Origin of the sequence: Chloroflexus islandicus (assembly GCF_001650695.1) — a bacterium.
GTDB classification, from domain to species: Bacteria; Chloroflexota; Chloroflexia; order Chloroflexales; family Chloroflexaceae; genus Chloroflexus; species Chloroflexus islandicus.
This window is the reverse complement of sequence record NZ_LWQS01000096.1, coordinates 1-13,904: the sequence shown is the minus strand read 5'-3', so window position 1 is coordinate 13,904 and position 13,904 is coordinate 1. Positions and strand designations below refer to the sequence as shown.

At 61.5% G+C, this 13,904-nt stretch carries 11 protein-coding genes; 4 read left to right on the top strand and 7 right to left on the bottom strand.

The genetic code is table 11. From position 1 onward, the window contains the following. Positions 1 to 647 precede the first annotated feature (647 nt). Positions 648 to 1,616: a thermonuclease family protein gene (locus A6A03_RS20525; protein ID WP_156525389.1), complete on the bottom strand. Its 969-nt coding sequence runs from the start codon at positions 1,614 to 1,616 to the stop codon at positions 648 to 650. Positions 1,617 to 1,789: 173 nt separating this feature from the next. Then, positions 1,790 to 2,434, bottom strand: a complete 645-nt coding sequence (locus A6A03_RS17880) for an alpha/beta hydrolase (RefSeq protein WP_066791011.1) — start codon at positions 2,432 to 2,434, stop codon at positions 1,790 to 1,792. Positions 2,435 to 2,737: 303 nt separating this feature from the next. Between A6A03_RS17880 and A6A03_RS17875 the strand changes: the two genes are divergently transcribed. From A6A03_RS17875 to A6A03_RS17865, 3 genes are all read left to right on the top strand, one after another. Beyond that, a complete protein-coding gene (locus tag A6A03_RS17875) occupies positions 2,738 to 3,601 on the top strand; it encodes an ABC transporter ATP-binding protein (protein ID WP_066791010.1) in 864 nt (287 codons plus the stop codon). A 61-nt stretch (positions 3,602 to 3,662) separates the two neighbouring features. Beyond that, entirely contained in the window at positions 3,663 to 4,721 is a 1,059-nt protein-coding gene (locus A6A03_RS17870; RefSeq protein ID WP_066791008.1) for an ABC transporter permease, read from the top strand. Further along, a complete protein-coding gene (locus A6A03_RS17865) occupies positions 4,718 to 5,761 on the top strand; it encodes an ABC transporter permease (protein WP_066791007.1) in 1,044 nt (347 codons plus the stop codon). Before A6A03_RS17870 ends, A6A03_RS17865 begins: the two co-directional genes overlap by 4 nt. A 58-nt stretch (positions 5,762 to 5,819) precedes the next feature. Here the strand turns inward: A6A03_RS17865 and A6A03_RS17860 are convergent, their stop codons facing one another. From A6A03_RS17860 to A6A03_RS17840, 5 genes are all read right to left on the bottom strand, one after another. Beyond that, positions 5,820 to 6,572: a DsbA family protein gene (locus A6A03_RS17860; protein WP_066791004.1), complete on the bottom strand. Its 753-nt coding sequence runs from the start codon at positions 6,570 to 6,572 to the stop codon at positions 5,820 to 5,822. A 76-nt stretch (positions 6,573 to 6,648) separates the two neighbouring features. Further along, positions 6,649 to 7,995, bottom strand: a complete 1,347-nt coding sequence (locus A6A03_RS17855; protein WP_066791002.1) for a BCD family MFS transporter — start codon at positions 7,993 to 7,995, stop codon at positions 6,649 to 6,651. A gap of 3 nt (positions 7,996 to 7,998) precedes the next feature. After that, positions 7,999 to 8,622, bottom strand: coding sequence for a MerR family transcriptional regulator (locus tag A6A03_RS17850; RefSeq protein ID WP_066791000.1), 624 nt, complete (start codon positions 8,620 to 8,622; stop codon positions 7,999 to 8,001). 1,028 nt (positions 8,623 to 9,650) lie between these two features. Then, entirely contained in the window at positions 9,651 to 10,481 is an 831-nt protein-coding gene (locus A6A03_RS17845; RefSeq protein WP_066790998.1) for an NADPH-dependent oxidoreductase, read from the bottom strand. A gap of 156 nt (positions 10,482 to 10,637) precedes the next feature. Beyond that, a complete protein-coding gene (locus A6A03_RS17840; protein ID WP_066790996.1) occupies positions 10,638 to 12,599 on the bottom strand; it encodes an AAA family ATPase in 1,962 nt (653 codons plus the stop codon). A gap of 247 nt (positions 12,600 to 12,846) precedes the next feature. Here A6A03_RS17840 and A6A03_RS17835 point away from each other — a divergent pair, with 247 nt between their 5' ends. Then, positions 12,847 to 13,647 (top strand): ABC transporter substrate-binding protein, encoded by an 801-nt coding sequence (locus A6A03_RS17835; protein WP_245669053.1) that lies wholly within the window; start codon positions 12,847 to 12,849, stop codon positions 13,645 to 13,647. Positions 13,648 to 13,904: the final 257 nt, after the last annotated feature.

The following is a 13,904-nucleotide window of genomic DNA, read 5'->3' as shown; positions in this document are numbered from 1 at the left end:
GGGCCAGCAGCCCGCGCAGCGGGCTTCGTAATCATAGCCCGATCCTTGAGGGCCGGGTACCGGATGAACACTAGTGGGGGAGGGGCTGGAGGTGGGGGCATCAGCCCGCGCAGCGGGCTTCGTAATCATAGCCCGGCCCTTTAGGGCCGGGTACCGGATGAACACTAGTGGGGGAGGGGCTGGAGGTGGGCCAGCAGCCCGCGCAGCGGGCTTCGTAATCATAGCCCGGCCCTTTAGGGCCGGGTACCGGATGAACACTAATGGGAAAGGGGCTGGAGGTGGGGGCCAGCAGCCCGCGCAGCGGGCTTCGTAATCATAGCCCGATCCTTGAGGGCCGGGTACCGGATGAACACTAGTGGGGGAGGGGCTGGAGGTGGGGGCATCAGCCCGCGCAGCGGGCTTCGTAATCATAGCCCGGCCCTTTAGGGCCGGGTACCGGATGAACACTAATGGGAAAGGGGCTGGAGGTGGGCCAGCAGCCCGCGCAGCGGGCTTCGTAATCATAGCCCGGCCCTTTAGGGCCGGGTACCGATGCTCGGGTCTGTATCAATGGCCACTAAAAGCCACAAAAAACACGAAAATATTGTGAGGGCTATTCCACTTGTGACTCTTGTGTCTTTTTGTGGCTATTCCAGACGATCCCGGCCCTAAAGCGCCCGCTGCGGTAACAAGAGGGATGCTTCGCCCTCATCGTCGCCCTGCCGCTCGCAGCCAATTCCATCCCGGTTGCCGTCAAAGTTATGCGGATCGCCATACGTCCAGTCTACCCGGAACCGCCGGTGCGGGATGTCGCGGCAATCGAGATCGGGCGGCGGCGGTGGGATGCAGATGTCGGGGTAGGCTGGATGGCATTGCTGGCCGGTTGCCGGCATGATCGTCGGTTGCGCCGCCGGCGCTGCCCGATTCGCCCACAAGCCGGCGCCGTTCTCGCGCGCTCGTTGTTGCGCGGCGAGATAGGTGTCTGCGCAGCGTACATCCGGCGGAAAGGTAGCGGCTTGCGCCATCCCTTGTTCGACCAGCGCGAGGTTGGCAAATTGCTCGCCGGCAATGACGTAGCGGAGCAGCCGCCCAAACCGATCCCGCTCGCTGACGTCGCGCGCGAGCCAGAGCGGGCCGCTCTCGACGAGGCGGCGGTTGGCTTGAGTCGCCTCGCTGTACCCCGGTTGATCGCGCTCAGGGGTGTTGATGCCAATGTACCGGACGCGCTCTGTACTCCCGTTGATCCTCACGTCAATGGTGTCGCCGTCGATCACCCGCACGAGCGTGGCCGGTTCCCACGCCAATCCTTCAAGGCAGGCCACAAGGATGGTTGGCCCTGTTCCCGTTGGCGATGGTGCTGGCGATGCTAATGGCTGCGCGGCAGTGGGTGTTGCGGGCGCCGGGGTTGGTGTGGCTGTGGGTGATGTGGGCGCTGAGGTTGGCGTGGCAACCGCTGGCTGCGCCGCCGCTTGGGTGTTAACCATTGTTGGCAATGGCCGCGCGGTGGGTTGGCTGCTGTTGCTTGCTGTGGCGTTGATACGTGCGCCAATGATGCCAATAATGCCGCATGTAAGGACGGCGCCAATCAGGATGCTGCTGATCCCGACGTTTGCGGTAGGTTTGCGTCGTCGTCGCATGGGATGCTCCTTTCGCAAACGCGCCAGATGTCACGAGGCGCTTGAATGGTTCGATCGTACGCTGCGCCGAACCCGATTGCTAGGGAGTTCTTGCCTGTCTTTAAGATCACAAAACCCCGCCGGAGCCAACTCCAGCAGGGTTTTTGGTTTCGTCACCACTCTATTCAGATCGCTCAGCCAACCGCAACGTGTCCCGCCTGCAACCACTCCCGCGCGATGCGGATGTCCTCTTGGCTTAGTTGATGGCCCTGTTCGAGCATCGCAAGGGTGACGGTTGCCCCGGCGGTTTGCAAAAGGCCCGCGAGCCGTTCAGTCTCCGCAGTTGTCACTAACCCATCATACTTCCCCGCCACTACCAGCACCGGCACGCCTGCTAGATCAGGGAGCGGTTCAGGCACCAGTGGCGTCATTGGCCGCAACAACACGGCTCCGGCCAGAACGGCCCCGTGGAGCAAGAGGAGCGCGGCGGCGATGTTGGCGCCGTTCGAGTAGCCAACGGCAATGACCCGCTGCCGGTCAAAGCTGTATGCTGTCGCTGCGGCGTCGAGAAATTCGTTGAGCGCCGCTGCCTGCCGTTTGATGTCGTCGATGTCAAAGACACCCTCGGCGAAGCGGCGAAAGAAGCGCGGCATACCCCGTTCCAGCACGCGCCCTCGTGGGCTGAGCAGCGCAGCGTGTGGCATCAGTTCGCGCCCAATCGGGATGAGATCGTGTTCGTTGCCGCCAGTGCCGTGCAAGAGCAAGAGGGTAGGTGTCGCGGCTGGCAAGTCGGACGGTGAGATGAAGCGGTGGCTAAAGCTGGTCAGTGCGCTGTTCATGACGCTCTCTACGTGGTGGTTGTACTTGGGAATCTGTCTCCCGCTCGCGTACTGTATAGCGTGGTATGGGTAGTATAGCATGGTTGCGTTTATTGCCATCATTTTTTGCTCCATGCAGTCGCTTTACGCTTATGGCGTGCGGCAGTCTCACTGCCGCATGCCATAGCTTCCTTCGGTTGCGACAGTTGCACCTCAAACTGCCTGACATCATCTTGCAGTCTGCCGCAACGGGATTATAATGATTGCGTAACCGCACGGGCCGCCGGTATCGCGCCGGCGGTTCTTGTCTTGCGCGAGGTCGTTATGCCTGAACCTGCCATCGTCGCTGAAGAGTTGACCTATCGCTACGGCGATCTGCTCGCGGTCGATCACATCAGCTTTACCGTCTCCCCCGGCGAGATTCTCGGTTTTCTTGGCCCGAATGGCGCCGGCAAGTCCACGACGGTCAAGATGCTGACCGGCCAGCTCCGTCCGGCCAGCGGGCGCGCGTTGTTGCTGGGGATTGATGTGGCACGCCATCCCAAGCAGGTGCAGGCCCGCATTGGCGTCTGCTTCGAGCAGCCTAATCTCTACGAGGAGTTGAGCGGCGTTGATAATCTGCGCCTCTTTGCCAAGCTGTTTGGCGTGCGCGATGTTGATGTCAACGCCTTGCTGCGCCGGGTCGGTCTCGATGGCCGCGGCGCCGATCTGGTCGGACGCTATTCCAAAGGTATGAAACAGCGGCTGATGATTGCCCGCGCGCTGGTCAATCGTCCCGATATTCTCTTTCTCGATGAGCCGACCGAGGGGCTTGACCCGACCTCTGCCGAGGCGATCCGGCGCGTGATTCTCGAAGAGCAGCAGCGCGGCGCGACGATTTTTCTTACCACTCACGATATGTACGAGGCTGACCGCCTGTGCAATCGGGTCGCCTTTATCAATAGCGGCAAGATTGTGGCCCTCGATACGCCGCATAACCTCAAGCAGCAGTATGGCAAGCGCATGGTGCGCGCCGAGGTGGTTGGTTCCGATGGGAAGTTGTTCACCCGCGAGATTATTCTCGACCGGCCCGAAACGCCGGCTGAAATCGCCGATTTGCTTGCCCATCACCAAGTGGTGACTCTCCATAGCGAAGAGGCGACGCTGGAAGATATTTTTATTCGTCTGACCGGTCGCGGTTTGGCTTAACCATCGTCTCATTGCGCGGGTGCAACGCGCCCGCAGCACTCTCCTAGCGATAGGATCCACTATGAACGCTGCTGCGATCTGGGCCTTGATCCAGAAAGATGCCCGGCTCTATTTCGCCAATCGCTTGTTTGCCTTGGTGACAGTGCTCGGTTTGGTGGCGTATGCAGCCATCTATTTCCTGTTGCCGGCCACGGTTGATGAGACTCTGAAGGTGGGGTTGGTTATTCCCGAAATGCCGCCGGCGCTGGCCGAGGCGCTCGCTGATGATGCAGTAGTGGTGAAGCAGTTCGCTTCCGCCGCCGATCTGCGCGCCGCTGTGGCTGCCGGCGAGGTGACGGTCGGGTTTGCCTTTCCGCCCGATCTGTTTGACCAGCTTCGCCAAGGCTCCCGTCCGGCAGTCGAGTTGCTGCTGGCGCCGGAGGTGACTCCCGATGTTGTTGGCGTCTACGAAGCGGCTGCCCGTGAGCTGAGTTTCACCCTCGCCGGCCAAGCGTTGCCGGTGACGATCAGTGAGGTGATCCTTGGCCCCGATCTGGCCGGCGCGCAGATCGCACCCCGCCAGCGTATGCTGCCGCTCTTTGCCGTGCTGGTGCTGATGGTTGAGTGCCTCGGTCTGGCCAGTTTGATCGCTGCCGAAGTGGAGCAGGGAACGATCCGCGCGCTCTTGGTGACGCCGCTGACCATGCGCGGCCTGTTTGTCGCCAAGAGTCTGTTTGGTTCGCTCTTTGCTTTTGTGCAAGCCGTGATCTTGCTTGCCGTCACCGGCGGCTTGGCGCAGGCGCCGTTGCTCAATCTCACCGCGCTGCTGATCGGCTCGGTGTTGATGACCGGCGTCGCTTTTCTGATCGCGTCGCTTGGTCGCGATCTGATGTCGGTGATGGGCTGGGGTATGCTGGCGCTGCTGATTATGGCCCTGCCCACCTTTACCGTCCTGATCCCCGGTTTGGCCGCCGATTGGGTGCGGCTCATCCCCACCCACTATCTGGTTGACACGATCTACCGCTCGCTCAACTTTGGCGCCGGCTGGGCCGAGGTGGGCGGCAATCTGCTGCCGCTCGCCGCTTCGGCTCTGCTCTTGCTAGCGCTGGGCATGGCCATTTTGCAACGGAGGTTCGCATGAGTCTGCGCCGGATCCTTGCCCTGCTCTACCGCGAGGCGGTGCAGGGGCCAAAGAACTTTATCTTCATCTTTACCATTGTGGTGCCGCTCGGTTTGAGTCTGGCGTTGGGCCTGATCTTTGGCACATTCTTTAGCGGCAAGCCGCGTTTGGGCATTGTCGATCCCGGCGCTTCTCGCCTAACCCAACTGGCCGAAGCGATGCCGGGGTTGGTCGTGCGCCGCTACGCGAGCGAGGCCGAATTGCGTGATGCGACGGCCAATGGGGCGGTGGATGTGGGATTACTGGTGTCAGCGGATTTTGATCAGCGCGTGTTGAGCGGGCAAAGCGGCAGCCTGACCGTGTATGTATGGGGTGAGAGTTTGCTACGCGATCGAGTCTTGATCGGTACCGCCATTGCTGATTGGTTGCGCGAGCTGGCCGGTCACGAACCTCCCGTCACTATCGCGACCACGATGCTCGGCGCGAACAATGAGCTGACGTGGCAGCAGCGCTTGTTGCCGCTGCTGGTCTTGATGACCGTGGTGTTCGGCGCGTTGATGCTGCCGGCCTCATCGCTGGTCAGCGAGAAGCAGCGCCGCACCTTGCATGCGCTGCTGGTGACGCCGGCGACCCGCGCCGAGATCTATGTCGCCAAGGGGGTGCTCGGCGTGGCACTGAGCACAGTGATGGCGCTGGTGGTGCTGGCCCTCAATGGCGCGTGGAGCAGCCAGATCTGGCTGGTGTTGCTGGTGCTCTTCCTCGGTGCGGTGCTGTCCGCCGAGTTCGGCATTCTGCTCGGTGTGCTGGTCAGCGACATCAACTCGCTGTTCGCCACCGTCAAGGGGTTGGGATTGCTGCTCTACGCGCCGGCGCTGATCGCGCTGTTCCCGATGATCCCGCAATGGATTGCGCAGTTCTTCCCGACCTTTTACATGATCGATCCGGTGATTGCCATTGTCCAACGCGGCGCGACGCTGCCCGATATTGCTGGCCAGCTCGCCGTGTTAGGCGTGATGATTGTGGCGTTAGCCGGCGCGTTGCGGGTGGCGCGCGAACGGTAACGCAGAGGAGAGGGGCATAGGGGAGGGGCATAGCGCCGCTCTGCCCCTCCCCGTGCCCCTACCGTCCGGCCAACTGTCGGATCAAACTGGCAAAACTCTCAAACGGCAACGCACCCCGCACCAATTGGCCATTGACAAGGAAATTGGGCGTTGAATTAATGCCCAAGCGCGAGGCTGCCTCCAGCTCGGCCAGCACCGCCGCTTCGGTCGCCGGGTCGTCAAGGCAGGCGGTGAGCTGCGCTGTGTCGAGACCAAGGTTGCCTGCTAACTCAATCAACGTGGCCCGATCGCGCTTCGGTACTCCGCCCCACTCCACTCCGTGGGTTTGGAACAGCATCTCATACACCGGCCAGAACCGATCTTGCGCTGCCGCGCAGTGGGTCACGCTCGCCGCCAAGACTGCCGAAGCGTGGATCGAAGTCAGTGGAAAGTCGCGCACCACCAAGCGCACGATTCCGGTTTCGACAAACTCGCTGATAATGCGTGGGCGCGTCTCGCTGACGAAGCGGGCGCAGAAGGGGCATTCATAGTCGGTGAATTCGATCATGAGCACCGGCGCTTTGGGATCACCCAGCGCGCGCGGATCATCATCGCTCAGATTGAGCAACTCCACCAGATTGATCGCTGGCCGTGGCGTTGCCGTAGGCCGGGCCAATTCGGTTGGCGCTGGCGGCACGGTAGGCAAGCCTTGGAGGGCAATCTGCGTTTGCCGGACTTCGACGGGCGAACGGGTCGGGGTAAGCGGGGCGGCGCTGCCGCAACCGATCAAGACCACCGCGAACAGGGTCATCCAGAAGTGTGCAATGCGCATAGTGTTGGTACGTGAGCAGCGGGCATCAGTGAGGCCGGTTTCAAACCGGCCCCACGCTACCCATCGACAGGTTCAATTACCCATCCGCAGCGGCCAGCGTTGCCGTCGCTCCGAGTGGCCGGCTCTCGCCGCGCACGAAACCGGGTACGTCAACCCGCTGCAAGATCAGGATGCATGCGACCAGACCAATTGCTTCGAGCATAAACACGCTCGCATAGGCGATAGTATACGACCCGCTGGCCCAGAGCGCAACATCGCGCACCGCGCCGCCAGCAAAGATACCGAGACCGCGGAAGAGCAGTTGCGTCATTGACCAGAGACCAAGGTACGCTGCCGCGTGCCGTTCGGTGGTCATCGCGGCCAGCAGCGACACCGCGCCGACCGTGTAAACGCCGAAGCCCAAGCCAAACATGAACAGCACCGGAATGAGCAACGCTTGCCATTCGGTGATCGCGATCATACCGAGCAAGAATAGCGGCAGTGCGGTGAAGGCCAACCCCACCATCGCCACACTGGTCTGCTCGTGGGCGGCGCGGTGGCGAGTGAAGTAAACTGTCCCCAAAAGACTGATCACCACCCCCACACCCCAATAGGCATTGAAGCGCGTGGTCTGGCCGTTATCCAACCCAAACACATCACCGCCAAACGGTTCGAGCACCGCGTCTTGGGCGAAGGCGCTCACTGCGCCGAGTGCGAGGAAGAGGAAGAACCAGCGCGCCCGCTGATCCGACCACATCTGGCGCAAAAGCGGCAAGAACGGCTCCGGCGGGGTTGGATCGGCGTCCACTGGCGTTTCTGCCGGACGTTCCGCCCGCCACAGCGCAAACGCAATAAACGCAAACGCAACGGTCATACCGATCAGCACCAACCGCCAGAAACTGGCTTGATCGTACACCGGCATGAGGCGTCCGTAAATCACTCCCGCCACCGGGAAGCTGATCACCAAAAAGACCTGCACAATCGCCAGCGCTTGCCCACGGCGGGCCGGCGGCGCGCTATCACGCACCAAGCTGAGGTAGGTGGCTCCCGAAATCAGGGTGCCAACGCCGTAGATGAGAAATGCAAACAGTGCTAGTCCCCACCCCAAGAGTGATGAGGGATCAGCCGCCAACAACCCGGTCACAAATGGCAAGATCGGTAACGATAACAGCATCGGCAACCGTCCGCCCCAGATAAAGGGCAGCCGGCGCAATGTACCGGCTGGGCGCAAGTCCGAGCGGTAACCGGCCCAAATGCTGAGCGGCGCTAACAAATAGCGTAGCGCCGATAACAGCGCGACCGGTGTGGCAGCCAGTGCTAAGTCGGTAATCAACACCCGATTCAAAACACCCGACGTCAACAGATCAATGAACGATGAACCGATGTGAAAGGTGCCCAGTTTCAGGGTGCGCGGCACATTCAAGCGTTGTTCTTTCGCATCCACGGTTCACTCCTCTGCTTCATAACCAGCAACGACTGCCAGTTGCACTTCATTCGCCACCCGGCTGATCCGGCGCAAGAGCCGGGCGCTCTCAGCCGGACGCACGTGGGCTTCCTCAGGGAGATCCATTGCCGCCTCAACCAGCGAATCGCGAAAGAAGAGCGCAGCGGCAATCGCATCGGTCAGCGGCAAGCCGGCGGCGCGGGCAAGGCGGGCGTAGTTGCGACCGATGGCCCGCGCCTCTTCCAGCAATGGACTATGCTCATCGTGTGAGCTGACATAACGCAGTACCACTCCCATCAACTGCTGGCCGACTCGCCGCCATGCCAGCCGCTCATGCTCGCTCATCGCCATCATCCACGCCGGCGCTGTCGAAGGGTTGGCTAGCTCGCTGCGGGTCTGGGCCAGCGCCTTGCTGGCCAGCACGCTGCTAAGCGATTGCGCTGGCAGCGGTCGTCGCGCTGCCAGCGCCAGAATATCGGCGCGGGCAAAACGGCGGTGCCCGCCGGGTGTGATGTACACCGGCACTGCCCCTTCATCGGCCCACCGCCGCAAGGTCGAGGCATGCACCCCTAACAATTGGCTGGCCGCCGATAGCGAAAGATAGGTTGGCGGTTCTTTGTCGCTCATCGTTCGTTTAGTTACTCCCCACCAGTCCTTACGAGCCGCGTGGTAGGGGCAGAGCCGCGCTCTGCCCGCAGCGCAGAGCAGCGAAGCAATCCCCCCCTCCCCCACTTGTCATTGCGAGCGCAGCGGAGCGAAGCAATCTCCCACTTCCCGCTTGTCATTGCGAGCGCAGCGAAGCTATCTCCTCCGAGCATGGAACAAACCCCCTCAGCATCCGTTCTCGCCAAAGCGGGAGATTGCTTCGGGGGCTTCGCCCCCTCGCAATGACAGATTCACACCCCCGCAGCATCCGTTCTCGCCCCCCGCTTGTCATTGCGAGCGCAGCGCAGCGGAGCGAAGCAATCTCCTCCGAGCACGGGAAGCATGCCTGCATGCACTCCTCTCGCCCCCCACTTGTCATTGCGAGCGGAGCGAAGCAATCTCCTTCGAGCACGGGAAGCATGCCTGTCCGCACTCCTCGCGCCCCCCGCTTGTCATTGCGAGCGGAGCGAAGCAATCTCCTCCGAGCACGGGAAGCATGCCTGTCCGCACTCCTCGCGCCCCCCCGCTTGTCATTGCGAGCGGAGCGAAGCAATCTCCTCCGAGCACGGAACGAATCCCCTCAGCATCCGTTCTCGCCAAAGCGGGAGATTGCTTCGGTCGGGCGGCACCGAGCAAAGCTCGGTGCCGCCGCTCCCTCGCAATGACAGATTCACACCCCCGCAGTGTCCGTTCTCGTGAGAGCGGGCGATTGCTTCGAGGGCTTCGCCCCCTCGCAATGACATGAGACTGCCTACGCCGTCACAAGCGCCAATTGTCAACGTTCGTTCAAATCGTCACTAAAATCGCACCCGAATGTATGCCGCAAAACACCTACACTCTTAGTTCTAAAGAGTGCATCACTCCACCCTCTATACTGTTAGTTATACACTGTGCTCGCAAGCGTCAGGAATCTCGCCAAATCTATCCAAATCTCTGTGTAGTATAACATATCTCCCGCTGCACAAGGTATTGCGCAGCGGGAGCGTGAAATGATCGTGAGCGAGGTTGTGTTATTTCAACCGAAAGCCGAGCTGGTGCAAGACATCGCGCAACACATCGCGTCCCGACAGGCTCTGCGGCCCGGCGACGCGCTTGGCCGAGTGATCAACCCAGTCGCCTTCGACGTTCATCCGTTGCGCGGCGTAGAAGGCGGCCATCGTCGTGTTGTAGTGCTCAACCGCCGGCGGTACTTGCTCAGGCTGGAACACTTCACGATGCAAGACGGCGGCCTGCGGCAGGCGAGGCTTGATCGCTGCTGGCCGGTCGGGGTTGGGTTTGCCAACGCACATGCCGAACACCGGCATCACCATCGGCGGCAGGCGCAGTTCGGCGGCGACATCGAGCGGATGGTTGCGGATGGCGCCGATGTAGACGGTGCCAAGACCGAGCGATTCGGCGGCGATCACCGCGTTTTGCGCTGCGAGCGCGGCATCAATCACACCGACCAGCCACATTTCGAGGTAGTCTAAGCCGTCGTGCGGCATCTGGCGCGCTTCCGCCGCTTGCGCGATCCGGTTGAGATCGGCGAGCCAGACTAAGAAGAGCGGCGCGCGCCGGATATGGTTTTGGTTGCCGGCCAGCGTCGCTAACCGCTCTTTCCGTTCCGGGTCGGTCACTGCCACCACACTCCACGTTTGCAGGTTCGATGAAGTGGCCGCCGATTGCGCCGCTGCGATCATGGTTTCGAGCGTGCCTTCCGGCAGCGGTTCGTTGCTGTACGAGCGCACCGAGCGGTGGCTGAGCAGCAGATCGATCGCGGCGTTGCTGATGATCCGTTCGGGTATGGCATCGCCGTACCGTTGGCGCAAGAGATCATGCGTGGTGAGGGATGTCTCGGTCATGGCACTCCTCAGGTGTCTGCTATCACACTCTATCGGGGTTGATTATACACGGTCTAGTCGGGGCAGTATGAGCAATAGTATGGCGGGGTATACAGTAAGGGCGGGTTGCAACCCCGCCCTTACCCTCCTCACCCTAAGCCTAGCTTCGTCGCGCTCCTACGACGATGTCGCACCGTCCACCGCATCCCGGCGCTGGGCATCGATGATGGTAATCTCAGGCGCTGGCCGGCTGGGAGCCGGGAGCACCACTGGTTCACGGCGGCGGCGCACCAGCGTGGTATTCGAGCGTGCTAGCGCCGCGGCAAAGCCAAAGGCTGGCCGTTCTGGCTTCTCGCTCGGCGGCAAGTAGGGGTGCTCGGCCTCAACCCGGGCCAAGATCTCATTCACGTCAATATCGGTCAGCTCGTTGCGCAAGATCAACGCCTCAGCGATCGCAATCACCGCCATCCGGTTCTGCTCAAGCATCTGCTTGACGATCCGGTACTGCTCTTGCAAGATCGCTTCGACCCGCGGCTTGACATCCGGCGCCGACAATCCTTGCATTCCGAAGAGCAGGTACGAGAAGAAGCTGTTGTCCATGCCATACGCGCCGACCATCATTGCCGCGATGCCGGTTGCGCTCTGCAAGTCGCCGGTGACGCCGCTCATTTGCGTGCCGAGGAAAAGCTCTTCGGCAGCGCGGCTGGCCAGCGCGATCTTGATCCGATCGAGCAGCTCTTCGCGGGTGCGGGTGTGAATCTCCTCTTCCGGCTTCCACGCCGCAAAACCCAGCGCGTTGCCGTGGCGTACAATCGTCACCTTAGTCAGGCGCTCTTTCTTGAGCAGCTTGACGGCGGCGTAGGCGTGACCGGCTTCGTGATACGCGATCCGCCGGCGCTCTTCATAAGACATGCTGCGGATTGGCTGCTTCAGACCCCATTCGTGGATCTCACGCGCTTGGGTGAAGTCCCAGTAGTTGATCGCAGCGCGGCCATCGAAGTGGGCATGGATGGTGGCTTCGTTGATCACATACTTAATCGCCACCGGTGTATAGCCGATCGTGTCGGCGACCATCCGGTCAATCGGCATCGGCTCGTGCTTGACCTTGCTCAGATAATACTCAATCACCTCGCGGCGACCATCGGCGTCGGGCGGCTCAACCGCGATCTTGCGGTCAAAGCGACCGGGCCGCAGCAGCGCGGCGTCGAGCGTCTCGGCAAGGTTGGTAGCGGCCATCGTCAGCACCGGCGGCATCTCGGCCTTACCGCGCCGCAACCCGACGAGACGCAGCAGCTTGCCCCACCACGTCTGATCTTGCGGCGGCGGATCCATCTGTAACAGCAACTCGTTGAGCAAGCTGCTGCCGCCACCCATCATGCCGCCGACACCCATCACCACATTCTCGCGGTTGCTCATCCCCGCGCCGGCAGCGCCGGTACCCATCAGGTTCGAGCTGCGCGCCATCCCGATCGCGTCAATTTCATCAATGAACAGGATGCACGCGCCGTACTCGCGGGCGAAACGGCGGGCCTTGCGGTAGAGGTTCATCACCTTAATATTGCCCATCCCCATCCACGCCGAGAGCAACGATGGCGCGCTGAGGTAGCCAAACGGCACCCCGGCTTCGGTGGAGATCGCTTGGGCAAGGTAGCTCTTGCCGGTGCCGGGAGGGCCGATCAGCAAGATGCCGCGGGTGACTTCACCACCCATCTGCTTGAACTCTTTTGCCCCTTTGAGCAGCGTCACCACCCGGCGCGCCGCTTCCAACACCTCTGGGTTGCCGCGGTAGTCTTTGAAGCTGACGCCGGTTTCCCCCGGCTTGACCCAGTAGATGCGGGTGCGGGCCATAAAGAAGTACATCAGCCAGAACTGGAAGCCGATGAAGAAGAAGAGGTACACGGCGACCGGGATGATCTGGAGGATCAGATTGCCGATTTCGCCGGTGATAATAATGTTGAAAATGCCGGGGAGCAGGTTGGCGGCCAGCCAGATACCAATGCCGAGGAAGAGCATCAAGCGCAAGAAGCGGAACAGTTTCCAATTCCAGCGCTCAAAGAGTTTTGCAATCTTCTTCTCAAGCTCCTGCTCGCGATTCGTGGCGGTTGAATCAGGGGTTGGGCGGTAGGGCTCAATTGCCATGCGCGACTCCCATTCCAGAACTGACGTGACGGTTGTGCGCTGCTGCGCTGACGATTCGGACGGGGGAAGACATTACGTGTTATGATCGTTACGATGCTGTTATATGAAGTATACCGATGGTTAGATGAGCGGTCAAGGCGTGAAGATGAGAATGCTCTCATAAATTGTGCGCCGGCTCCACATGGAGCAGATAGATGTGCATTACAGCGCATACGCAATGGGCAATTGCCAATGAGAGGCGTTGGGTATGGGCAAGATCGCGATGCTGCGCCACTGGCGCCGCTGGCTTGATGGAATGGCCCTTGTGACGGTGGCAGCCTACGCATGGCTGGTGTGGAACGTGCAAACCGGCGCTGCCCCGATCGATCCGGTGTATGCCGCTGTGCGCGAACGCGGTGTGCTGCGGGTTGCAGTCGATCCCGGCTACCTCCCGTTTGTCGAAGATCAGCATGGAGTGCTGACCGGCTTTGACATTGAACTCGTGCAAGCGTTGGCTGCTGAGTTGGGGGTCGAGGCAGTGTTTGTGCGGAGCGGCTTTGATGCGCTCTACGATCAGTTAACCAGCCGGCAAGCCGATCTGATTGCCTCGGCCCTGCCCTACGCTCCCGAACAAGGCTACCGCGCCCGGTTTTCCCAACCTTACTTCGATGGCGGGTTGATGCTCGTCGCCCCTGTGAACAGCCCGATTGCCGGCTTGCCCGATCTGCGCGATCGCCGCCTTGGCGTAGTGTTGGGCAGCGAAGGCGATGCCTTGGCGCGCCGTTTGGCCTTAACCACCCCGCTGATCCTCGTCGAGGCCGAAGAAGCGGCATCGCTGGCCCGCGCCCTACGCGCAGGCGCGATCGATGCCGCTATCCTCGATCACGTGGCTGCATTGGGCGCGCTGGCCGACGGCGATCTGCGCATTGCTGCCGCGCTGACCTACGAGCCTTACGTGCTGGCGATGCCTGCCGCCGCCTTCCAGCTCGAAGCCGAGATCAACCGCGCCCTTGCCCGCCTTGAGGCGCGGGGGGTGTTGGCGGCGTTGCAACGGCGGTGGATGGAGTAAGGGACGGGGGTCAATAGCCGCGAAAAGACACAAAAGGCACAAAAAATGGTGACATGTGTGTCGTTTGTGGCTCGTGGTGGTTATCCCCAAACAACCTTTGCGTCCTCTGCGCCTTCGCGCCTTTGCGTTTGACTCCTCTGCGTCTTGGCTCCCTTTGCGCCTTCGGGAGCCGGACAACCGTCCGGCTCGACCATGCGCCTTTGCGTTTGACTCCCTCACCCCCCAACCCCCTCTCCCACCGCACGGCGGGAGAGGGG

Bases quoted from the DNA above. Each gene is read 5' to 3' on its own strand.
- A6A03_RS20525 (WP_156525389.1), bottom strand. From the start codon at position 1,616: ATGCGACGACGACGCAAACCTACCGCAAACGTCGGGATCAGCAGCATC.
- A6A03_RS17880 (WP_066791011.1), bottom strand. From the start codon at position 2,434: ATGAACAGCGCACTGACCAGCTTTAGCCACCGCTTCATCTCACCGTCC.
- A6A03_RS17875 (WP_066791010.1), top strand. From the start codon at position 2,738: ATGCCTGAACCTGCCATCGTCGCTGAAGAGTTGACCTATCGCTACGGC.
- A6A03_RS17870 (WP_066791008.1), top strand. From the start codon at position 3,663: ATGAACGCTGCTGCGATCTGGGCCTTGATCCAGAAAGATGCCCGGCTC.
- A6A03_RS17865 (WP_066791007.1), top strand. From the start codon at position 4,718: ATGAGTCTGCGCCGGATCCTTGCCCTGCTCTACCGCGAGGCGGTGCAG.
- A6A03_RS17860 (WP_066791004.1), bottom strand. From the start codon at position 6,572: ATGCGCATTGCACACTTCTGGATGACCCTGTTCGCGGTGGTCTTGATC.
- A6A03_RS17850 (WP_066791000.1), bottom strand. From the start codon at position 8,622: ATGAGCGACAAAGAACCGCCAACCTATCTTTCGCTATCGGCGGCCAGC.
- A6A03_RS17845 (WP_066790998.1), bottom strand. From the start codon at position 10,481: ATGACCGAGACATCCCTCACCACGCATGATCTCTTGCGCCAACGGTAC.
- A6A03_RS17840 (WP_066790996.1), bottom strand. From the start codon at position 12,599: ATGGCAATTGAGCCCTACCGCCCAACCCCTGATTCAACCGCCACGAAT.
- A6A03_RS17835 (WP_245669053.1), top strand. From the start codon at position 12,847: ATGGGCAAGATCGCGATGCTGCGCCACTGGCGCCGCTGGCTTGATGGA.